Below are 19,380 nucleotides of genomic sequence, written 5' to 3'. Positions count from 1 at the left end.
CATGGCTATCGTGCAGCTATCCGATCTTGAGGCCCAGTTGGGCCTTGAGGGCGTGCAGGGCCACGCCGTGACCCTGAGCCAGAAGATCGAGGCGGCGCAGGCCCATGTCGAGCGGCTGCTGGGGTTCAAGATCGAGGAACAGTTCGGCGGCGTTGACCAGGAGCCTATCCCCGCGCCGCTGAAAGAGGCGGTGCTGCAGTTGGCCGCGTGGTGGTTCGAACAGCGTGAAGCGGGGATCGTCGGGCAAGGCGTCACCACCCCGCCTCATAGCCTGCCTGAGATCGTGGCCGAGTATCGCGATTGGAGTTTCTAGTGACGGGGATCAAGGGCTTTCAACGCAAGATGCGAGCCATGCCGATTTCGGCGCGCAGGGCTTTGGCGTCCGCGACCGAGAAGGGGGCGGATGAAATCGCGCGGATGGCCGAGACGCTCGCCCCCGAGGATACCGGCGATCTGGTGGGCAGCATCGCAGTGACGGTCGGGCCGAAGAACACCCCCGCGCACAGTCACCCAGGCGGCACGCGAACCGTGCCCGAGGGCGCAGCGGCGGTGACCGCAGGAAACGGCGATGTTCGTTATGCCCACCTTGTCGAGTTCGGAACGCGAAAGGCCCCGGCGCAACCTTTCTTCTGGCCCGCGTTCAGGGTGCTGCGAAAACGGTCTGAGACCAGGATCAAGCGCGCCATGACGAAGGCGATCAAGGAGGAATGGAACAAGTGAGCGCAGCACTGGCACTGCAAAAGGCGATCCGCGCGCGGCTGGTGGCGACACCTGCCGTGACCGACCTTGTGCCAGCGACCGCGATCCTTGATCGTAATCAGCGGCCCGCACCAAGCCCATCAATCATCCTCGGAGAGGCCCAGGAGGTTGATGAGGGCGATAGCCTGTCCCGCAAGCGCACCCGCATTTTCCACACGATCCATGTCTGGAAACAGGAGGCGAGCCTTGCCGGTGCGACCGCGATCAACGGCGCGATCCGCGCGGCCCTGCATGAGCGCCCGACACTCGGGCCGGCCTTTCACCTGGCCGATCTGAAAATCGCCTCTGCCCGCGCCGTGCGCGACCCGGACGGCGCAACGTCTCATGGGATCGTGACGGTCGAAGCCCTTGTTCTGGAGTATGGGCCATGAGGTCGGGAAAGCTGCGCTATCATATCGAAATCCAGAAGGCGACGACGACGGTCGATGAGCTCGGCACGCCTCTGGCGTCGTGGCAGACCCTCGCATTTCTGCGCGCGGAGCTCGTGCAGCAATCGACCGAGGAATTCATGAGGAACCAAGGGGCGAGCGACGAAGACACCGTGGTGTTCCGCACGCGCTTTGTTGAGGGCATTACCAACGCCGAGCGCGTCCTGTTCGATGGCGTCGTGCATAACATCCGCGAGATCGTATCGGATCCGATGCGGCGGCATCTGGAAATCCGCACCGCAACCGTGAGGGCTGAGCCGTGAAGGGAAGAAAGCCGCAACTGAAGCCAGACGACAACACGGTCGAAGAGGTCTCTTCGGCGCCTGACTGGATGACGGCTCAGGCAAAAGCTGAATGGCACCGGATTATGCCGCTACTCGTGGAGAGGCGAATTCTGACCGAAGCGGACATGGGCAGCGTCGAGAATTACTGCATGGCCATAAGCACTGCACGCGAGGCCGATAGTGTTTTGCAAGAGCGCGGCCACGTCTATGAGGACCTTCATGGAAACTTGCGACGCAATCCAGCTTCGCTCGTTCTGAAGGACGCCATGCAGACGGCAAGACAGCTTGCCGCAGAGCTCGGTCTTACGCCGGTCAGCCGTTCCAGGCCGAGCATCAGGGAAGACGATGATCCCGAAGACGACTTGTTGCAAACCTCATGGTTATGACTCCGGCCTGGATAAACAGCCCTGAGGCTGTCGATGACCCGCTGCAGCGGGGGGAGCGGGCTGTTCAATGGCTGCGGCGCTTGAAGCACCCCAAGAATCCGGAACTAGGGCACCCTTTCAAGCTGGATCCGTGGCAAGAGCAGGTCATCCGGCGGATATATGGTCCGCGTCATGAAGATGGGAGCCGTGTCGTGCGGCGTGTCGTGCTGCTGCTGCCCAGGGGTAACCGCAAGACCAGCCTGGCGGCCGCGATCAATCTGTTGCACCTGATCGGCCCTGAGCGCCAGCCCGGCAACCTGATCGTCAGCGCCGCGGCCGCACGTGAACAGGCGATGGAGCTCTTCAACGAAACCGCGCTCATTATCGAGAATGACAAGCGCCTGATGAAGCACATGCAGGTTCGCGAGTACACGAGCACCATCCGATTTCCCGCTCACAGGTCCCGCTACATTGCCGTGGCGAGCGACGGCAAGGTTCAACACGGCAAGACCCCGAACGTCGTGATCGCGGACGAGCTGCACGCATGGCACGGCGCGGCGGGGCAGCGCCAATGGGAGGCGCTCGACTCCGCGCTGGTGAAGGTGCCCGGCACGCTGATGATCGTGGCCAGTACGTCGGGGCGCGGGCAGGAAAACCTCGCCTGGCAAACCGTGGATTACGCGATGAAGGTGCAGAAGGGCGAGATCGACGATCCGGCCACCCTGCCCGTGATCTTCATGGCTGAGCCCGAAGACGATTATCAGGACGAGTCGGTTTGGTTCGCCACCAATCCGGGGCTTGAGTTCGGCTATCCCGACATTGCGGGCTTTCGAGACAAGGCGCGCAAGGCGCGGCACAGCCCATTCGAGCTCGACTCGTTCCTGCAATACAATCTCAACCGATGGCTGGACCAATCGACGAGCCCGTTCGTCGAGATGCACACCTATGACCAGGGCGATCACCCGGTCGACCTCGAGGAGCTCGACATGGTGCAGGCCCCGGCATGGCTGGGCGTTGACCTGTCGAAGAACGAAGACCTGACGTGCGTGGTCGCGGCCTGGAGGGACGGCGATGACGGCTATCAGGTTCATCCTTGGTTTTTCTGCCCCGAGGACAACCTTCGCGACCGTGGCGGCCGTCACGGCGTCAACTATGTGGCATGGGCCGAACAGGGCCATATCATCCCGACGCCTGGCAACACGGTCGATCTGCGCGCGGTCGAGGCCCATATCCGCGAACTCTGCGCCCGCTTCAACGTGCGCGAAGTCGCGTTCGATCCGACCTATGGCCGCACGATGATGGCCGATCTGGATCAGGACGGAATCCCGGTGACAGAGTTTCGGCAGGGCTGGGTGACGATGGCCCCTGCCGTGAAGGAACTGGAACGCGCGATCCTTGGCGGGCGGTTCAAACACGGTGGCCACCCGGTGCTGCGCTGGAACTTCGAGAATATCCAGCTTCACGTCGATCCGGCCGGCAACCGGTCATTTCACAAGGGCAAGAGCGGCAACAAGATCGACGGCGCTGTCGCAACTGCGATGGCCGTGGCCCGTGCCGCTGCTGGCGAGACGCAATTCATAACTGAGGCACCTTGGTTCGAAGACGACATGTTCCTGGCATAGGAGGCCGCAATGGCAGACGATACCGAGCGCCTTTTCGTTCAGCTTGAGGGGCGGATTTCAGATTTTGAGAAGAAGATGAAACAGGCCGAGCGTCGCGGGACGCGGACCTACAACAAGCTGCAGCGGGACTCGCGCAGCGCAACCCGCCGCATGGAACGCGACATGTCCCGTGCATCGGGCCGGATCAATCTGGCGATGGCTAGCACCTCAACTGCAATTGGCACGGTCAGCCGCGCCATGCGGCTTTTCACGCCGCTGCTGGCCACGGCGGGCTTCGCGGGCTTTTCCTCGGGGGTGCGCAGCGCGGTCTCGGAACTGTCAGCCCTGGGCAAATCCGCGCGCGACGTGAGCGTCGATGTGGAGTTCCTGCAGGCCGTCCAGCGCGGCTTTGCCCGCTCTGCCAATGTCAGCCAACAGGAGGTGACGGCATCGCTGGAGAGGTTCAACCGCCGAGTTGGTGAGGCGGCGAACGAAACCGGCGAGTTGAACCGGTTCGTCGAGAGATACGGCATTCAGCTTCACGACGCCAACGGCGAGTTGCGCACACAGGAGGAACTTCTGCGCGACGTGGCCGACGTGATCCGCCGCGCCAGTTCGGATCAGGAGCGGGCCGCTATCGCCCAGGCCGCGTTCGGCGACACGGGCCGCAGGCTCGCCTCTACCCTGGCGCGCGGGGCGGATGAGATCGACCGCATGGTTCGCGCCGCCGAAGACGCCGGGCAGGTGATCGACCGTGACCTGATCGACCGCGCCGAGGAACTCGACGACCGGTTCGACGATCTGACCCGCACCCTGTCCGCCGGGTTGAAACGGATCGCGGTCGATTCAGCGGATGCGTTCGAACCAGTGCTCGACGCGGCTCGCGACCTGATGGATCAGCGCAGCGACCTGTCGGATATCTTCGGCAGTGATGAGGCCGCGCGGGGGCTGCTGGGCGATGACCTGTTCAACCGGTTGAGCGGGAACCTGTCACTGATCGGCGAGTCGCTTCGCGAACTGCGCGATCTGTCCGGTGCGGTCGATGGCATCGAGGGCCAGACACGCGGCGCGCTGGAGGCTTTCAGCAACCTGTTGCGCCAACTGCGCGCCACGGGCGAGACCGAGGCGGCGGCAGAAATGCGGCAAATCGCAATCGACATTGCCAGCGCATCCTCGGAGTTCAAGAACGGCGAGATTTCCGCCGCTGACTTTTCGCAGCGCCTTGTCGATCTTGATCGCCGCGCAGATGAGGCGGTCGAGGGGATCGACGGGCTGGACAGATCTAGCCTGGACGGGATCAAATCGCAGTTCGGCGGGCTGATTTCTCTGGTGGAGTTGCTGGTCGCACGCGTGCGGGACGTGAAGAACGAGGCGAGCGAGACGCCCGAACGACGACCCCAGGATATCGAGAACGAGCGCCGCGCCCAAGGTGCAGCGCGGGCGCAGGCCGAGCGGGAAGCCGCGCAGGCGTTCATCGAAGAACAGGAGCGACGCCGCAACCTGACCGTCGAACAGATCGCCGTCGAGCAGGAGGCCGCGCGCCTGCGCCGTGAGGCCGCGAACGAGGATGTTCAACTCACCGAAGACCAGATCAACGCGCAGGCCCGGCTAAATGTCGCGCGGCGAGCGGAGATGCGCGGCGGGAGTAGTGGCGGTGGTGTTGCCCGCACAGACGATTTCAGCCGCGCCGTGGAGGCGATCCGCGAGCGCACGGCGGAACTGGAGGCCGAGGCGGCGGCGCTTGTCCTGGCGGCGAACTCGGGCCGGGAGTATGGCAGCGCAATCGACTTCGCGATGCAGCGCGCCCGGCTGTTGAACGCCGCGCAGCGGGCCGGGCTGGAGATCACGCCGGAACTGGAAGCGGCGGTGGACAGCCTTGCCGACGCCTACACCCGATCCGCTGACCAGGCGAGCGCGGCCGCTGACCGGATGCGCGAGACGGAGATCGCATCCGAGCGTGGCGCGGCGGCACTGTCTCAGATGTTCGGCGGCATTCTGAACGGGGCTTCCGACGCGAAAGACGCGATGGGGCAGCTGCTGCAGCGAATTGCGCAGGTGCAGCTCGAGGCTGCGATCACTGGCCTTTCCAAGGCTGGCGGGATCGGCAAGGTCATCGGCGGGCTTCTTGGGTTCTCAGAAGGCGGATTCACTGGCCCGGGCGACAAGGATCAGCCCGCCGGGGTGGTGCACGCCGGTGAGTTCGTATTCAGCAAGAAGGCGACGCAGGCCATTGGAGTCGGTAGACTGCAGGCGATGCATAGCGCGGCGAAAGGTTTCGCAAACGGCGGGCTGGTGGGGCCAGCACCGCAATGTGAAGCTGGCCCGGAGACGATCATGGAAAGGAAATCTGATGAGCGTTCTTACAGTGGCGGTAAGGCCCCAAGAATTCGCGTTGCTGGCGGCTGATGGTGTGTCTACCGACCCGAGGACAGGTGCCGTTCACCAGTATCTCGAAAAGATAAAAATCTACCCTTCGCTTAGCTGCGCAATCGGTGTCACCGGCATGGGCAAGCTTGATACGATGATAGACCTGTTTATGCCGGAATCTGTCCAAGAGTTCGATCACCTGGTCGAGTTCCTTCCCGGAATGGTCCGGTATGCTCAAAACCAGATGATCGAGAGCGGACGCCTTATGTGCGATGACATTCGCAGCAACGTCGTCGCGGCTGGGTGGTCGAGCCGCGCGCAAGAGTTCAAGGCATACCGCGTTTTAACCTATCCGAAGGGAAGCCAGAATGCCGAAACCGGGGAGACCGTCACTTTGGAGCCCTGGGTGGCACACGAAATGCAGCCTTACGGCACATGGACAAGCTCCGCGCCGCACCCCGAGGCATGGGAATCCTGCGGGTTGGACCAGGAACGTGACGGCGAAGACGAGGGCGCTACTCTGACTCGCATTGTTTGCGCGGGGCGCCAGTCCAGCGGGAAGATTTTTCAAGACGAAGCGGATTATCCGTATAATGCGGGCGGTTTCGTTCAGCTCGCCTTGGTGAACCAAGGCCACTGCCGCACCTGGATAACTCACCGATGGCCCGAAGATGTGATCGGTGAGCCGATAGACCCGACCCGCGGAGTGATCCTTCCAGCGCACCTGACCGAAGATGAGGGATGAGCTCTACACAACGCAGCTATGCGAGGCCGTTGCCAGCAAGCTGCAGGGTAAGGAGCCGCGCCTTCCGGCCGGCAGTGCTATCCTGTGGCGGGCCTTCGCCGATCTGTCCCGCGCCCGGACTTGGAACAGCTTCGGCCCGACCCCGATCAGCTTCTCGGAGATCGAGGCATGGTGCCGCCTCACCCGAACCCCACTGGCCCGACGCCATGTGCAAATTATCGAGGCGATGGATGGGGCGTTGCTTGAGCACTACTCGCGTAGCAAGGCGGACAATCACCCCGACGGGGTGAAGACGATCCAACGTGGATCCCGGCACGCGCTATCACCGGCGCTGTTCGACGCGGTAATGGGCTGACTTGGTGCGCGAGCAAACCGAATAGGGCAGGTTGCGCCCTGGGCCTTGCATACCGGCCCTATGCAACCCCGTAAGTCGTGAGTGGGTAAACCGCGACAGCGCGCGGCCCGACAGCCTGCCGGGCGCGGCGCGCGATTCTATGAGCTGTCCAACCTTTCGTTCACACGTTCATGAAGCGGCTTCATGGCGCTGTGAAAGAGAGGGGACGAAAGGTTCAGAATCTTGCCGCTCTGGAATTCAACCAGGTTGCCATCGACTGCCACAACCGTTTCAGTAATGCGATCCCGATCATATCCTTGATCAGAAAGGATTAATTCGCAGATTTCGTATGATTTTCCAACTTCAAACATTGCTCCCCTCCTTTTTTAGGCGTACTCCTGCGCCCCCGCCATTCTCGGCAATGAACTCGATCCCAGCCCCCTCAAGGGCGGCGCGGATCGCGGCCTTTGCGCTATCCGATGCAGACAATGTGCCCGCACCTTCAGCCCTCTTAACCGTCGGGACAGATAACCCGGAAGCATTCGCGACCTGAGCCTGTGACCATCCGAGAAGAGATCGCGCCGCGCGCAGCTGATTTCCAGTCATGACCCCTCTTGATCCCAAAGGATCAATGTGCATATTGATCCATACGGATCATTACCCAAAGATAGGAGAAAAGACAATGCCACAGGTGCCGACCCATGTTCGGGAGAATCACGAGAAAACCGCCCACCTTCTATTCCAGGCGCGCGCAACGCTGAACGCTGTTGAAAGGATCGCTGAAGATGTATCGAGTAATTCAACGCCCAGCAGCGAGAGTTTGCATGTTCTGATCGACCTCTTGCGGGACAAGCTGAACCAGGCTGATCGAGCTCACGAGCTCGAATGGGTGGGTGTGGGCGGCATCTGTCCCGACATGACGCCTGAAGACATTGCCCGCGCGCGCGGTGAGCTCGGAGGGCTCTCCTGATGGCCGGTAAAACGCTTTCCGACATTTCGGTCGATGCAATTTCACTTGCCGGCATGGTTGAGGGCATGGACGTACTATACACCGCTGCGCAAGGTGGGCGCGATTGCCCCGAAGCAAGGCGCGCTCGCAATGCGATGATGCCCTTGATCGAGGTAGCCATTCAAAAGGCTTGGGAACTGAACGCGGCGATAGAGGAGGCCGAACGCGCCGGTCGCGCCTGACGCCTTCACCAGATCGACAAGGGCGGGGCGCGCCCCGCCCGGCCCTTAGTCAGATTTGATCTGATAGGGGTTGCGAATTAGAAATTTTCTGATAACGTGCTGACATGAGCAAAGCCCCAAAGCCTCTCTATCGCACACAGATGGCCAAGATGGCAGGCATAACGCCTGTACAGCTTGATTACCTTGTGCGCTTAGGTGTCGTTGCGCCAGATGTCGGCGGCCACAGAAAGCATTACTCAGAATTTGAAATGCGCTTGGCGGTTATTGCGGGTGAGATGCTGCAATTCTGCAGGGATGCGAAGACCCTGAAAGGGTCGATTGACCATCTGCGGAGTATCGTTACTTGGCCCGATTCCGAAAAGCCTTCGTCTCTTGATGAAATGCACGCTCATAGAATTTTGGAGCTTTTTAAAAAGTTAAGAGATATCGGGGCGCCCGAGGTCCGGCAGAGAGAGCTTTTGGATCGTTCGCGTGAATTGTTCAGTCGTCTTGGGTGTCCGGTTGATTTTGATGAGCTCGCTGCTTCGGATCGGCGTTGGACTCAAGAGCAATTGGATAGGGCGCACGCCGCATGTTTTTTCGAGGGCGCTGCATTAGGGATACATGACTGCTTCCTTGGAACGGACATCAATAGTTTTCCTTGGCGTTGGGAGCTTGATTCTGAGCCTTCAGTGATAATTGGCGCGCGAACGACTCTCTCGATCAGCGTTCGTATTTTATTTAATCGCGCCCGTGAAAGGGTGGAAAATTCTCCTGCTTCGACAAGTGCCGACGATGGCTAACCGCCCTGCCCCGCTCACTGGCAATCGCCCCCCAGCCTTCCCGTCAAAGGCAACTTTGGCGGCGGAGTTGGATATCAGCGAGAGCACGGTTGACGAGTGGGTCCGGCGTGGCTTCCTGCCAAAGCCGATCAGGCGCGGCGGGTCTGTTCGCTGGTGCTGGGAAGATGTAATCGCGTCCCTGAGGCCTCAGATGGATAGCGATACTGACCAATTCATGGCGAGGCTGAACGATGTCTAAGGTATCTCTGCCGCGCCATGTGCACCGCGTCGTGTCCCGAGGACGTGAGTACTTCTACTATCAGGAAGGCAGGGGTACTCCGCACGCTGGCGAACGCATCCGTCTGCCCGACGATCCGCAGACACCCGAGTTTTGGCAGGCGGTGAGGCAGGCACAGGGCACGTTTGGGCCGACCCCGACCGATACCATCGGCGCCCTCATTGACGCTTTCGAGGTATCTTGGGAAACACGTCAAAGGAAAATCAGCAGGGGCACGCAGGCGCATTATCGGCGTAACCTGCAACCCGCCCGCAAAGCTTGGGGCGATCTGCCCGCAAGAGAACTGCGCCCACGCCATGTGGACGCGCTCGTTCGCAAGATCGGGGCCGAAAAGCCCGGCGCGGCAAATAATGTCTTGGACGCGCTCAGGGCCCTGGTGGCCTGGGCAACCGGGCCGGCTGACCGGCTATCCCATGATCCTACTCAAGGAGTCGAGCGGTTCGCTAAGGGCGAAGGACACCGCCCTTGGACGCAAGAGCAACTCGACTACGCGGAAAAGCATTTCACGGGCATGGTGCGGCGCTTCTACTTCCTGAGCCGCTACACCGGCCAGCGGATCAGTGACGTTGTGCGCCTCAATCCTAACGATGAGGATGAAGGCGGTTTCAGCCTTTCTCAGAAGAAAACGGGCGTGAAGCCGTGGTGCCCGATCTTCCCCGAGCTTGAAGCCGAAATGGCGACATGGGAGCGCCGTCCAGGCCCATATCTTTTGCAGGAGCATGGCAAGAGCATAGGCAAGCCGTTCAGCACGAATCAGATGTGGAAGGCGTTCGATCGCGAGCGAAAGAAGCATCCGATCCTAGAGGGGGCTGTGCCGCACGGGCTGAGGGCCAATGCGGTCATTCGTCTGAGGGGCGAGGGATACACCGCCATGCTGATCTCAGACATGGTGGGGATGTCTGTCGAGATGGTCGAGCACTACTGCCGCCATGCTGACCGCAAGGCCAGTGGGCAGGCTGTTTTGAGAGGGTTACGCGAACAAACCGACGACACAATTGTAAAACGTTGGAAAAGTGGAAAGCAGAAATGAAGACAATACAGGCACTTACCGGACAGGAATTAGAGTGCAGGCTTCTGTTGCCAGGTGCCTGCGAACCCCGCCTTACCTTGCTAGAGGCAAGGGCTTAAGTTTCGGTTTGGTTACTGCTTACGCAGCAACGGCCACCGGAGCACGGTTGTCATTTGCAACTGTACGTTTCGGACCGATAACGGTGGTACCTCACCGGGACAAAGCATAACCCCTTTAGACGTTCGTCGATCCTGTTTCGGCCCCATGATCCCCAAATGAAGGATTATTGGTGGAGCCGCCGGGTACCGCCCCCGGGTCCGATCCGCTTATTACGAGCGCGTTTATGTCCATAGTCCCCGTTGCCGGGAACACCCTGAATATAGGAGCTGTACGAGCGTTTGCCTAGGGGGGTGGCACCTGCCTCCCGCGATTTGTACGCGACAGGGCCGGGCGGGGGCTTGGCCGACGGCGGTGAAAGCGTTTTTCAGCAGCCGGTCTAGGTGTCGCGCACCGCGCCGGTGGCCAGAACGTCGCCTGTGGGTGTGCCGGTGGGCGATCCGCCCGGGGGCTCGTCTGACACCGCGAGGACGGCACCGGGCAGGCGCGGGCGCAGGGCGTCGGGCACCGGGATCGACCCGCGCCGGTCCTCGGGCAGAACCCCGAGCGAGACCGGCGCCGCCTCTCCGGCAATGAGCCACAGTTCCAGCGCGCGGCCCGGCGCTGGCGCACCCGCCGCACGGTCGATCAAAAGGGTGCCGGTCGCGGCGTCATAGACGGCATCGACCACCAGGCTGCGATCCTCCGCGGCCACCTCGGCGCGGTAGAGCGCCTCGGCGGGCGCTTGCGGCGGCGCACCCCAGTCGCCGCCGGTAACGAGCGCCAGGACCAGCACCGCCGCGGCCGCAAGGCCGCCGCCCCAGAGCGCCAGCCGCCGCATCCAGCCGGCGCGGGGCCGGGCGTGAGGGAACAGCCCCGCCTCGATCCGCTGCCAGACATGGGCGGGCGGGGTCTGCGGCGCGATCTCGTCGGTCATGTCGGCGAAATCCGTGGCCCATTGCGCGTAGGCGGCGCGCAGGTCCGGGTCGCGCACCATGCGCGCCTCGAACGCCGCCGCCTCCTCTGCCGAAAGCAGGCCGAGCGCGTATTCGCCCGCGAGGATGTGGTCCTCGTCCCGGTCTGGCTGGTCCTGATCGCTCATCGCGACAGACACTCCTTCAGCTTCAAGAGGCTGCGGCGCAGCCATGTTCGCATCGTGTTGAGCGGCACGTCGAACCGCGCCGCGAGATCGGCATAGGTCTCGCCGTCGAGATAGGCACGGCGCACGGCCTCGGCACGCGGCGCGGCCAACTCCTCCATGCACGCGTCGAGCCGCCGCCGCTCGGAGGCGGCGATGGCCTGCGTCTCGGGCCCTGCCCCGGTGTCGGCGATCCGGTCTTCGAGCACGTCGGTCGTCCCGGCCCGGCGCAGCTTGCGCAGGCGGTCGACGGCGCTGTTGCGCGCGATCGTTATCAGCCAGGTCATGGGGCTCAGCCCGTTGACATTGTAACGCGCGGCATTGTGCCAGATCTTGACGTAGATTTCCTGCAACACATCCTCGGCCTCCGCGCGGTCATTCAACACACGCAGGGCAACGCCCAGGAGTTTCGCCGACGTGGCGTCATAGAGTGCCTTGAACGCCGCCCGGTCCCCTTGCGCGGCGCGCAGGATATACCGTTCTATGTCGTCGCGCGTCGCCATATGCTCGCCACTGTCCCGTTCGCACCCCATCCTAGCACGACAGGCCGGTATGACCAGTGCGGACGAACCATGAGGCCAACCCGATCTTGCCCCTTCCCCTTGCCCTTCCACGCGATATGTTGCACCACGACTCCAACGAAACAGCGACCCTATCGAAGGACCGGCGAATTGGCTGACGGCACGATTGACATCAACGCGAAACCGACCGAGGAAATCGCCGTGCGCGAGGTTTTCGGCATCGACACAGACATGATCGTGAAGGGCTTTGCCCAGCGCAGCGAACGGGTGCCGGAGTTCGATTCGACCTACAAATTCGATCCCGATACGACGCTGGCGATCCTCGCGGGGTTCTCGCACAATCGCCGGGTGATGATCCAAGGCTACCACGGCACCGGCAAATCGACCCATATCGAGCAGGTCGCGGCCCGGCTCAACTGGCCCTGCGTGCGGGTCAACCTCGACAGCCATATCAGCCGGATCGACCTCATCGGCAAGGACGCGATCAAGCTGCGCGACGGGGTGCAGGTGACCGAGTTTCACGAGGGCATCCTGCCCTGGGCGCTGCGCAACCCCACGGCCATCGTGTTCGACGAATACGACGCCGGGCGCGCGGACGTGATGTTCGTGATCCAGCGGGTGCTGGAGGCGGATGGCAAGCTGACGCTGCTCGACCAGAACGAGGTGATCACGCCCAACCCGTATTTCCGCCTGTTCGCCACGGCCAACACTGTTGGCCTCGGTGACACCACGGGGCTTTACCACGGCACGCAGCAGATCAACCAGGGCCAGATGGACCGCTGGAACCTGGTGGCCACGCTCAACTACCTGAGCCACGACGCAGAGACGGCGATCGTGCTGGCCAAGAACCCGATCTTCAACACCGCCGAGGGGCGCCAGACCGTCAGCCGCATGGTTACGGTGGCGGACCTGTCGCGCACCGCCTTCATGAATGGCGAGCTGTCGACCGTGATGAGCCCCCGCACCGTGATATCCTGGGCGCAGAACGCCACCATCTTCCGCAACGTGGGCTATGCGTTCCGGCTCACCTTCCTCAACAAGTGCGACGAATTGGAGCGCCAGACCGTGGCGGAATTCTACCAGCGCTGCTTCGACGAGGAACTTCCCGAGAGCGCGGCGAATGTGAGCGTACAGTAATGTCGGCTGCCGGTGGCCTCCATATCGGCCTGATCGGCGGCATCGGCGTAGCGGCGACGGTCGTTTATTATCAACGCCTCACGACCGCCGTTGCGCGGCTTGGCGGACGGCTTGAACTGACAATCGTCCACGCGGACGTGCAGGATCTTATTCGCAACAACCTCGCCGACCGTCGCGAAGAGCAGGCGGAAATCTACCTCTCCCTGATCGACCGTTTGAAAGCAGCGGGCGCAGATTGTGCAGCGATCACCTCGCTCGGCGGGCATTTCTGCTTCGACGAGACGGCGCAGCGGTCGCCACTGCCACTCGTCTCGGCGGTAGCCCCTCTTGACGATCATTTCGTGGAAACCGGCATCCGTCGGGTCGGTCTTCTGGGCACCCGCGTCGTCATGCGCACCCGACTTTATGGCCAGTTGCACAAGACCGAGGCCGTCGCCATCGACGACGAGATCGAGACGCTGGGACAGAGCTATCAGGACATGGCGGTCGCCGGGCGATGCACCGAAACGCAACGCGCGCTCTTTCTTGATGCCGGACGACGGATGGTAGCTGAACAAGGGGCCGAAGCGGTCCTCCTGGCCGGCACAGACCTCAACCTGGCTTTTGACGGTCAGGATACGGGCTATAAAGTGATCGATGCGCTCGACGTGCATGTGTCGGTTCTGGCCGACCTCGCGACCGGGCGGCGCAGTCTTGAAGAAACGGCGGCGATGCCATGACAAAACCCTCCGACAACCCCGCCGACCCGTTCAAGAAGGCGCTGGCCAATGCCACCAAGGTGATGGCCGACGACACCGACCTGACGGTGAGCTACTCGGTCGATCCGGCGGGGATTTCGGGCGATGCGATGCGCCTGCCGCAGGTGAGCCGCCGGATGACCCGCGAGGAGGTTTTGCTGGCGCGTGGCACCGCGGATGCGCTGGCGCTGCGACACAAGTTCCACGATGACGCGCTGCATGCGCGCTACGCGCCGCCGGGCGACATGGCGCGCGACCTCTACGAGGCGATGGAGACCGCGCGGTGCGAGGCCGTGGGCGCGCGCGATATGCCCGGCACCGCCACCAATATCGACGCGCGTATCGCGCAAGAGGCCGGGCGGCTCGGCTTTGACCGCGTCACCTCGACCGACGACGCCCCGCTGCCCGCCGCCGCCGGATATCTCATCCGCCACCTCGCCACGGGGCGCGACCTGCCACCGGGCGCGCAGAACGTGATGGAGCTGTGGCGCGGCTTCATCGAGGAGCAGGCGGGCGGCACGCTGGAGAACTTGCAGGAGACGCTCGCCGATCAGACCGCCTTTGCCAAATTCGCCCGCCGGATCATCGAGGATCTGGGCTATGGCGACCAGTTGGGCGACGACCCCGACAGCCCCGATGACGACCAGGAAGACGAGGCAGAAGAGACCGGCGAAGAGGACGACCCCGAGAGCCAGGGCGAGGACCAGAGCGACGAGGACGAAGCCGACGCCGATCCCGAGCGCAGCCAGGACGAACAGCAGGACGCACAACAGGCCCAGGTCAGCCTCGACGAGATGGCCGACCAGGACATGGACGACGAGACGGAATTGCCCGAGGGCGAGGCGCCGCTCGACCCGCCACCGCCGCCGCCCGCCTCCGAGGCGGATCCGGGCTACATGATCTATGACGCCAGCCATGACGAGGAAATCCGCGCCGAGGAACTCGCCGACCCGGTCGAGCTCGAACGCCTGCGCGCCTATCTCGACCAGCAACTCGACCCGCTGAAGGGTGCGGTCGGGCGGCTCGCCAACAAGCTGCAACGACGCCTTCAGGCGCAGCAGAGCCGTAGCTGGGAGTTCGACCGCGAGGAGGGCATCCTCGATGCGGGCCGCCTTGCCCGCGTGGTGGCCAATCCCACCACGCCGCTCAGCTTCAAGGTGGAAAAGGATACCGAGTTCCGCGACACGGTGGTGACGCTTCTGCTCGACAATTCCGGCTCGATGCGCGGGCGGCCCATCTCCATCGCCGCCATTTGCGCAGACGTGCTGGCCCGAACGCTGGAGCGGTGTTCGGTCAAGGTCGAGGTTCTGGGCTTTACCACCCGCGCGTGGAAAGGCGGGCAGAGCCGCGAGAAATGGCTCGCAGAGGGCCGCCCGCAGCTGCCCGGTCGCCTGAACGACCTGCGCCACATCATCTACAAATCCGCCGACGCGCCGATGCGGCGGACGCGCGACAATCTCGGGTTGATGATGAAAGAGGGCCTGCTCAAGGAGAATATCGACGGCGAGGCGCTGGAATGGGCGCACCGGCGGATCGTGGCGCGCAAGGAAGCGCGCAAGATCCTGATGGTGATTTCCGATGGTGCCCCGGTGGATGACAGCACGCTGAGCGTCAACCCCGCGAACTACCTCGAAAAGCACCTGCGCGACGTGATCGCCATGGTAGAACGCCGCAAACAGGTGGAACTGTTGGCCATCGGTATCGGCCATGACGTCACCCGCTATTACGATCGCGCGGTGACCATCACCGACGCCGATCAGCTTGCCGGTGCGATGACTGAGCAACTCGCCGCGCTCTTTGACAGCGACCCGCGCGCGCGGGCCCGCGTCATGGGCATACGGCGGGCAAGCTGAGCGTGCCGGTCACGCTCGACAGTCTTGGCGATCTCGGCACCCTGCCCTTCGATCAGGTCATCGACGTGCGCTCTCCGGCGGAATACGCCGAGGATCACGTCCCCGGCGCGATCAGCCTGCCGGTGCTGTCGGACGCTGAACGCGCCCGCGTCGGCACGATCTACGTCCAAGAGGATCGGTTCCTCGCCCGCAAGATCGGTGCGGCGCTGGTCGCGCGCAATGCCGCCGCACATATCGAGGGGCCACTGGCGGATCGCGATGGTGGCTGGCGGCCGCTGGTCTATTGCTGGCGCGGCGGGCAGAGGTCGGGCTCGTTCACCTCTATCCTGCAACAGATCGGCTGGCGCGCAGACACTATCGCTGGCGGCTATCGCAGCTATCGCAGGCTGGTGGTGGCGGCGCTCTACGACAGCCCCTTTCCCTGCCCCGTCCTGCTCATTGACGGGGGCACCGGCACGGCCAAGACGCGGCTACTGGCGCATCTTGGCGCCGCGGGTGCGCAGGTCATCGACCTCGAGGCGCTGGCCGGGCATCGCGGCTCGCTCTTTGGCCTCATCGGCACGGAGCAACCCTCGCAAAAGGCGTTCGAGAGCGCGCTCGCCATGCGCGTGGCTGCGCTCGATCGCGCGCGCCCCGTCTTCCTTGAGGCCGAGAGCGCGCGGATCGGGGGCATCACCCTTCCGCCCGCGTTCGCCGTGGCGATGAAATCGGCGCCCGGCATCCGGGTTGACGCGCCGATGGCGGCGCGGGTGGGGCATATCCTCGCCGAATACGAGGACATGATCGCCGATCCCGCCCGGCTCGACGCGGTCCTCGAACGCCTCGTGCGCTATCACGGGCACGAGAAGGTTGCCACATGGCGGGCATGGGCGGCGGCAGGAGAGTTCGCACCACTGGTCGAGGACCTCATCCGCACCCATTACGACCCGCGCTATCGGCGGGTGAGCAAGGCAGAAGCCACACCGTTCGCCCTGCCCGACCTGTCGGACGCCACACTCAGCGTGGCCGCACGCCGCCTCGCCGACCGCCACGGCTGAGCGCTCAGGCCGCCATCTGCACCACTTGCTCCAGCGCCGCCTCGACAAGCTCCGGCCCGGCACCGGGGCGCGTGGCCCCCTCCGACAACATCCGCCGCCAGCCGCGCGCCCCCGGGCGGCCCGCGAAGAAGCCCAGCATGTGCCGCGTGACCTGGTTGAGCTTGCCACCGGCGCTCAGATGCGCCTCGATATAGGGCAGCATGGCGCGCACCGCGCCCTCGGGCGTGCTGTCCGGACCGGGAACGCCAAAGATGCGCCGGTCGGCGGCGCACAGGATATCGGCCGGCTGATGATAGGCCGCGCGCCCCACCATCACCCCGTCGAGGCCCTGATCCAGCAGCGCCTGCGCTTCGTCCAGAGAGGTAATGCCGCCGTTGACCGAGATGTGCAGATCGGCAAAGCGCGCCTTCATCCGCAGCACCAGATCGTGATCCAGCGGCGGGATGTCACGGTTTTCCCTGGGACTGAGGCCATCGAGCCACGCCTTGCGCGCATGGATGATGACCCGCCGCACGCCCGCCTCCTGAAGCCGCGACAGGAAGTCGGGCAGCACCGTCTCGGGATCCTGCTCATCCACGCCGATGCGGCACTTGACGGTGACCTCGCGCGACTGCGCGGCGATCATCGCGGCACAGCATTCGGCCACAAGGCGCGGCTCACGCATCAGCACCGCGCCGAACGTGCCCGACTGCACCCGGTCCGAGGGGCAGCCGCAATTGAGGTTTATCTCGTCATAGCCCGCCTCCGCCCCGAGCCGCGCCGCCCGCGCCAGCTCAATCGGATCCGACCCGCCCAGTTGCAGCGCGACCGGGTGCTCCTGCGGGGAATGGTCAAGCAGATGCAGCGCCCCGCCCCTGACAAGGGCCGGCGCCGTGACCATTTCCGTGTAGAGCAGCGCATGACGACTCAGCAGCCGGTGAAGATACCGGCAATGGCGGTCCGTCCAGTCCATCATAGGGGCAACGGCAAGTCTATGTGCTTGATATTTCGTCATTTTGCTATTATCATCAACTCGTCGCGCGGCGGCGTGTGCACTCCATTCTACGACCAAATACGCCACGTTTCGATCGCGCACTGCACACATAGAGCACACGAAATGGCGACCATCAAAGCTTCCTTCGGGCTCCTGGCGAGTCCAGGTCAGACGCAAAGGAAACTACGTCAGCGAGTCCTTCCTGCGTCGCGGCGACGCGGAGCTTTGGGCACGGACCATTGAGGGCAAGATCGATCGCGGCGAACCTATACACGCTGGCGGGGCCACGGCCAAGACATTTGGGAACCTCATCGATCTTCACAGAAAGATTTGGCGGAGGTCGGTAAGGAGCTGGGTAGGTCGAAAGCCGCAAGTCTGGATCTTTTGGCGCTACGCCTCGGGAATTTGAAGCCGGCCGAGTTGAGCCGCGAAAAGCTCATCGAATTCGGCCGCCAGCGCGCGAAGGAAGGTGCTGGCCCCGTAACGGTCGGTATCGACCTTGGCTACATCAAGACGATCCGCCCCCATGCGGCGGCCGTTCACGGCATCATCGCCCCGACAGAAGGGGGTGATCTCGCGCGGATCACACTCTCCCGGCTCGGCCTGGTTGGCAAGGGAAATGAACGGGACCGTCGTCCAAGCGAGGACGAGATTGACGCCATCCTCAATGCACTTGAGAGCAATCCGAGGCAGTACATTCCCGTGGCACGTGTTGTTCGCTTCGCGATCGCGACCGCCATGCGACAAGATGAGATCTGCCGGGTTCGGTGGGGAGACTACAATCCTCGCACAAGGATGCTCCTCATCCGGGATCGAAAGGATCCACGCCGCAAGACGGGAAACGACCAGCGCATTCCCCTGCTTTCCGTCTCTGGGTACGACCCATGCGCGCTGATCGAAGAGCAACGGGCAGTCCCGGGCGGTCGCCGCAGAATTTTCCCTTACAATGGTCGTTCGGGCGGAACGGCCTTTCGACGAGTCTGCCGTGCGCCCCTGGCGATCAGCGCGGGCCTCGGCGTCAAGTTTGTTCACGATATCCACGACATTGAAGAAACGCCCCCGTTTGCCGCGCCGGAGGCAGGCCCGGGCGATGCTCACGGCAAGGTGGGACTTGCCGGTCCCGGTGCCGCCGATGAGGACGACGTTGCGCTGATGCTCAAGGAACTCCCCGGAGGTCAGATCGCCCACCAGCGTCTCGTTGACCGGCGTGTCTTCGAAGCTGAACTCGTCGACCTCTTTCGCCAGAGGCAGCTTGGCGATCGTCATCTGGTATTTGATCGAGCGCGCCTGCTTCTCGCTGATCTCGGCGTTCAGCAGGTCGCCTACGATCTGTTGCGGTTCATGCTGCCGCTTTACCGCCGTGGTGATGATCTCATCGTAGGCGGCCTTCATGCTGTAGAGCTTTAGCTGGCTCATCGCGTCCAGCGCCTGTGATCTTTCCATGGTTGGGTCTCCTGAGGCTGTGGTAACGTTTGCAATCGGCCACCGGCTCGCAGACCAGCCGTAGCCCATCCGGTGCCGCGATGTTCAGCGGCGGCGTTGGCTCGCGATACCTGATCCTGCCCTGAAAAAGTGGACGGGGTCAGGCCGCCATGCGCTCCATGTCGGCCGGTGATCTGTAGCCTATCGCGGAATGCAGGCGGCGTGAATTGTAGAATCCTTCGATGTAGGCGAAGAGATCCCGGCGCGCTTCGTCCCGTGTGGCGTACACGCGGTGATGAACCCGTTCGACCTTGAGCGTGTGGA

The 19,380-nt window shown here is 63.3% G+C and carries 22 protein-coding genes, 1 other RNA gene and 3 pseudogenes; 18 read left to right on the top strand and 8 right to left on the bottom strand.

All coding sequences use genetic code 11. From position 1 onward, the window contains the following. Position 1 precedes the first annotated feature (1 nt). From C6W92_RS06100 to C6W92_RS06060, 9 genes are read left to right on the top strand one after another with little or no spacing between them, the layout of a single operon-like run. Positions 2–313 carry a head-tail connector protein gene (locus C6W92_RS06100; RefSeq protein ID WP_129432129.1) on the top strand — a complete coding sequence of 104 codons (312 nt, stop codon included), beginning with the start codon at positions 2–4 and terminating at the stop codon, positions 311–313. After that, positions 313–720 (top strand): HK97-gp10 family putative phage morphogenesis protein, encoded by a 408-nt coding sequence (locus tag C6W92_RS06095; RefSeq protein WP_277815885.1) that lies wholly within the window; start codon positions 313–315, stop codon positions 718–720. The genes C6W92_RS06100 and C6W92_RS06095 overlap by 1 nt, the downstream gene beginning before the upstream one ends. Further along, the gene (locus C6W92_RS06090) at positions 708–1,130 is read left to right on the top strand and encodes a DUF3168 domain-containing protein (RefSeq protein WP_241691082.1); all 423 of its coding nucleotides are present in this window, start codon (positions 708–710) and stop codon (positions 1,128–1,130) included. Before C6W92_RS06095 ends, C6W92_RS06090 begins: the two co-directional genes overlap by 13 nt. Next, positions 1,127–1,450 (top strand): phage head closure protein, encoded by a 324-nt coding sequence (locus tag C6W92_RS06085; protein ID WP_129432128.1) that lies wholly within the window; start codon positions 1,127–1,129, stop codon positions 1,448–1,450. Before C6W92_RS06090 ends, C6W92_RS06085 begins: the two co-directional genes overlap by 4 nt. Continuing rightward, on the top strand, positions 1,447–1,857 hold the full coding sequence (locus C6W92_RS06080) for a phage terminase small subunit P27 family (RefSeq protein WP_129432127.1): 411 nt from the start codon (positions 1,447–1,449) through the stop codon (positions 1,855–1,857). Before C6W92_RS06085 ends, C6W92_RS06080 begins: the two co-directional genes overlap by 4 nt. Then, positions 1,848–3,458 carry a terminase TerL endonuclease subunit gene (locus C6W92_RS06075; RefSeq protein WP_241691081.1) on the top strand — a complete coding sequence of 537 codons (1,611 nt, stop codon included), beginning with the start codon at positions 1,848–1,850 and terminating at the stop codon, positions 3,456–3,458. The genes C6W92_RS06080 and C6W92_RS06075 overlap by 10 nt, the downstream gene beginning before the upstream one ends. A 9-nt stretch (positions 3,459–3,467) precedes the next feature. Then, complete coding sequence (locus C6W92_RS06070) at positions 3,468–5,843, top strand: hypothetical protein (RefSeq protein WP_129432126.1); 2,376 nt, start codon at positions 3,468–3,470, stop codon at positions 5,841–5,843. Next, positions 5,788–6,549: a hypothetical protein gene (locus C6W92_RS06065; RefSeq protein WP_129432125.1), complete on the top strand. Its 762-nt coding sequence runs from the start codon at positions 5,788–5,790 to the stop codon at positions 6,547–6,549. The genes C6W92_RS06070 and C6W92_RS06065 overlap by 56 nt, the downstream gene beginning before the upstream one ends. Next, positions 6,539–6,904: a hypothetical protein gene (locus C6W92_RS06060; protein ID WP_129432124.1), complete on the top strand. Its 366-nt coding sequence runs from the start codon at positions 6,539–6,541 to the stop codon at positions 6,902–6,904. The genes C6W92_RS06065 and C6W92_RS06060 overlap by 11 nt, the downstream gene beginning before the upstream one ends. A 137-nt stretch (positions 6,905–7,041) precedes the next feature. On the opposite strand, the gene C6W92_RS06055 is transcribed toward C6W92_RS06060, so the two are convergent. After that, entirely contained in the window at positions 7,042–7,254 is a 213-nt protein-coding gene (locus tag C6W92_RS06055) for a hypothetical protein (RefSeq protein WP_129432123.1), read from the bottom strand. 311 nt (positions 7,255–7,565) lie between these two features. Here C6W92_RS06055 and C6W92_RS06045 point away from each other — a divergent pair, with 311 nt between their 5' ends. The 4 genes from C6W92_RS06045 (at position 7,566) to C6W92_RS06025 (ending at position 10,163) form a co-directional block, all read left to right on the top strand. Further along, the gene (locus C6W92_RS06045; protein WP_129432121.1) at positions 7,566–7,853 is read left to right on the top strand and encodes a hypothetical protein; all 288 of its coding nucleotides are present in this window, start codon (positions 7,566–7,568) and stop codon (positions 7,851–7,853) included. Further along, positions 7,853–8,074, top strand: coding sequence for a hypothetical protein (locus C6W92_RS06040; protein ID WP_129432120.1), 222 nt, complete (start codon positions 7,853–7,855; stop codon positions 8,072–8,074). The genes C6W92_RS06045 and C6W92_RS06040 overlap by 1 nt, the downstream gene beginning before the upstream one ends. 140 nt (positions 8,075–8,214) lie before the next feature. Continuing rightward, positions 8,215–8,856: a hypothetical protein gene (locus C6W92_RS06035; protein WP_129432119.1), complete on the top strand. Its 642-nt coding sequence runs from the start codon at positions 8,215–8,217 to the stop codon at positions 8,854–8,856. A 230-nt stretch (positions 8,857–9,086) separates the two neighbouring features. Continuing rightward, positions 9,087–10,163: a tyrosine-type recombinase/integrase gene (locus C6W92_RS06025; RefSeq protein WP_129432117.1), complete on the top strand. Its 1,077-nt coding sequence runs from the start codon at positions 9,087–9,089 to the stop codon at positions 10,161–10,163. A 33-nt stretch (positions 10,164–10,196) separates the two neighbouring features. On the opposite strand, the gene ssrA is transcribed toward C6W92_RS06025, so the two are convergent. From ssrA to C6W92_RS06010, 3 genes are all read right to left on the bottom strand, one after another. Then, positions 10,197–10,551: a transfer-messenger RNA gene (gene ssrA, locus C6W92_RS06020) on the bottom strand. Positions 10,552–10,638: 87 nt separating this feature from the next. Further along, the gene (locus C6W92_RS06015) at positions 10,639–11,340 is read right to left on the bottom strand and encodes an anti-sigma factor (protein WP_164989181.1); all 702 of its coding nucleotides are present in this window, start codon (positions 11,338–11,340) and stop codon (positions 10,639–10,641) included. Further along, positions 11,337–11,879 (bottom strand): sigma-70 family RNA polymerase sigma factor, encoded by a 543-nt coding sequence (locus C6W92_RS06010; RefSeq protein WP_129432210.1) that lies wholly within the window; start codon positions 11,877–11,879, stop codon positions 11,337–11,339. Before C6W92_RS06010 ends, C6W92_RS06015 begins: the two co-directional genes overlap by 4 nt. Positions 11,880–12,047: 168 nt before the next feature. Here C6W92_RS06010 and cobS point away from each other — a divergent pair, with 168 nt between their 5' ends. The 4 genes from cobS to mnmH are packed head-to-tail and all read left to right on the top strand — an operon-like array spanning position 12,048 to position 16,661. After that, positions 12,048–13,034, top strand: a complete 987-nt coding sequence (gene cobS / locus C6W92_RS06005; RefSeq protein ID WP_129432115.1) for a cobaltochelatase subunit CobS — start codon at positions 12,048–12,050, stop codon at positions 13,032–13,034. After that, positions 13,034–13,753, top strand: coding sequence for an aspartate/glutamate racemase family protein (locus C6W92_RS06000; protein WP_129432114.1), 720 nt, complete (start codon positions 13,034–13,036; stop codon positions 13,751–13,753). The genes cobS and C6W92_RS06000 overlap by 1 nt, the downstream gene beginning before the upstream one ends. Then, positions 13,750–15,624, top strand: a complete 1,875-nt coding sequence (gene cobT / locus C6W92_RS05995; RefSeq protein ID WP_129432113.1) for a cobaltochelatase subunit CobT — start codon at positions 13,750–13,752, stop codon at positions 15,622–15,624. The genes C6W92_RS06000 and cobT overlap by 4 nt, the downstream gene beginning before the upstream one ends. A gap of 2 nt (positions 15,625–15,626) precedes the next feature. Next, positions 15,627–16,661: a tRNA 2-selenouridine(34) synthase MnmH gene (gene mnmH / locus C6W92_RS05990; RefSeq protein ID WP_129432112.1), complete on the top strand. Its 1,035-nt coding sequence runs from the start codon at positions 15,627–15,629 to the stop codon at positions 16,659–16,661. A gap of 4 nt (positions 16,662–16,665) precedes the next feature. Here the strand turns inward: mnmH and dusA are convergent, their stop codons facing one another. Further along, positions 16,666–17,655, bottom strand: a complete 990-nt coding sequence (gene dusA / locus C6W92_RS05985; protein ID WP_129432111.1) for a tRNA dihydrouridine(20/20a) synthase DusA — start codon at positions 17,653–17,655, stop codon at positions 16,666–16,668. Between the two features lie 309 nt (positions 17,656–17,964). Here dusA and C6W92_RS18185 point away from each other — a divergent pair. Beyond that, positions 17,965–18,438: pseudogene (locus tag C6W92_RS18185) on the top strand (site-specific integrase); the annotation flags it as partial. Positions 18,439–18,612: 174 nt separating this feature from the next. Here the strand turns inward: C6W92_RS18185 and C6W92_RS05975 are convergent. The 3 genes and pseudogenes from C6W92_RS05975 to C6W92_RS05965 all read right to left on the bottom strand — a co-directional run. Continuing rightward, a pseudogene (locus tag C6W92_RS05975) lies at positions 18,613–19,077 on the bottom strand (ATP-binding protein); the annotation flags it as partial. Further along, positions 19,007–19,189 (bottom strand): annotated as a pseudogene (locus tag C6W92_RS05970) (IS21 family transposase); the annotation flags it as partial. The pseudogenes C6W92_RS05970 and C6W92_RS05975, both read right to left, overlap by 71 nt. 27 nt (positions 19,190–19,216) lie before the next feature. Then, the coding region (locus C6W92_RS05965; protein ID WP_164989180.1) for an IS3 family transposase at positions 19,217–19,380 on the bottom strand (164 nt) is incomplete at its 5' end.

The organism is Roseovarius sp. A46 (assembly GCF_004126395.1).
GTDB lineage: Bacteria > Pseudomonadota > Alphaproteobacteria > Rhodobacterales > Rhodobacteraceae > Roseovarius > Roseovarius nitratireducens.
Note: the sequence above shows the minus strand (reverse complement) of the source record. Positions and strands in the feature narration are given on the sequence as shown.

Excerpts from the sequence above, each read along its gene's own strand:
- C6W92_RS06070 (WP_129432126.1), top strand. The coding sequence starts at position 3,468 with ATGGCAGACGATACCGAGCGCCTTTTCGTTCAGCTTGAGGGGCGGATT.
- C6W92_RS06090 (WP_241691082.1), top strand. The coding sequence starts at position 708 with ATGGAACAAGTGAGCGCAGCACTGGCACTGCAAAAGGCGATCCGCGCG.
- C6W92_RS06075 (WP_241691081.1), top strand. The coding sequence starts at position 1,848 with ATGGTTATGACTCCGGCCTGGATAAACAGCCCTGAGGCTGTCGATGAC.
- C6W92_RS06000 (WP_129432114.1), top strand. The coding sequence starts at position 13,034 with ATGTCGGCTGCCGGTGGCCTCCATATCGGCCTGATCGGCGGCATCGGC.
- C6W92_RS06010 (WP_129432210.1), bottom strand. The coding sequence starts at position 11,879 with ATGGCGACGCGCGACGACATAGAACGGTATATCCTGCGCGCCGCGCAA.
- dusA (WP_129432111.1), bottom strand. The coding sequence starts at position 17,655 with ATGACGAAATATCAAGCACATAGACTTGCCGTTGCCCCTATGATGGAC.
- C6W92_RS06040 (WP_129432120.1), top strand. The coding sequence starts at position 7,853 with ATGGCCGGTAAAACGCTTTCCGACATTTCGGTCGATGCAATTTCACTT.
- C6W92_RS06025 (WP_129432117.1), top strand. The coding sequence starts at position 9,087 with ATGTCTAAGGTATCTCTGCCGCGCCATGTGCACCGCGTCGTGTCCCGA.
- C6W92_RS06055 (WP_129432123.1), bottom strand. The coding sequence starts at position 7,254 with ATGTTTGAAGTTGGAAAATCATACGAAATCTGCGAATTAATCCTTTCT.
- C6W92_RS06060 (WP_129432124.1), top strand. The coding sequence starts at position 6,539 with ATGAGGGATGAGCTCTACACAACGCAGCTATGCGAGGCCGTTGCCAGC.
- C6W92_RS06085 (WP_129432128.1), top strand. The coding sequence starts at position 1,127 with ATGAGGTCGGGAAAGCTGCGCTATCATATCGAAATCCAGAAGGCGACG.
- C6W92_RS06065 (WP_129432125.1), top strand. The coding sequence starts at position 5,788 with ATGAGCGTTCTTACAGTGGCGGTAAGGCCCCAAGAATTCGCGTTGCTG.
- C6W92_RS06045 (WP_129432121.1), top strand. The coding sequence starts at position 7,566 with ATGCCACAGGTGCCGACCCATGTTCGGGAGAATCACGAGAAAACCGCC.
- C6W92_RS06035 (WP_129432119.1), top strand. The coding sequence starts at position 8,215 with ATGGCCAAGATGGCAGGCATAACGCCTGTACAGCTTGATTACCTTGTG.
- C6W92_RS06015 (WP_164989181.1), bottom strand. The coding sequence starts at position 11,340 with ATGAGCGATCAGGACCAGCCAGACCGGGACGAGGACCACATCCTCGCG.
- C6W92_RS06100 (WP_129432129.1), top strand. The coding sequence starts at position 2 with ATGGCTATCGTGCAGCTATCCGATCTTGAGGCCCAGTTGGGCCTTGAG.
- cobT (WP_129432113.1), top strand. The coding sequence starts at position 13,750 with ATGACAAAACCCTCCGACAACCCCGCCGACCCGTTCAAGAAGGCGCTG.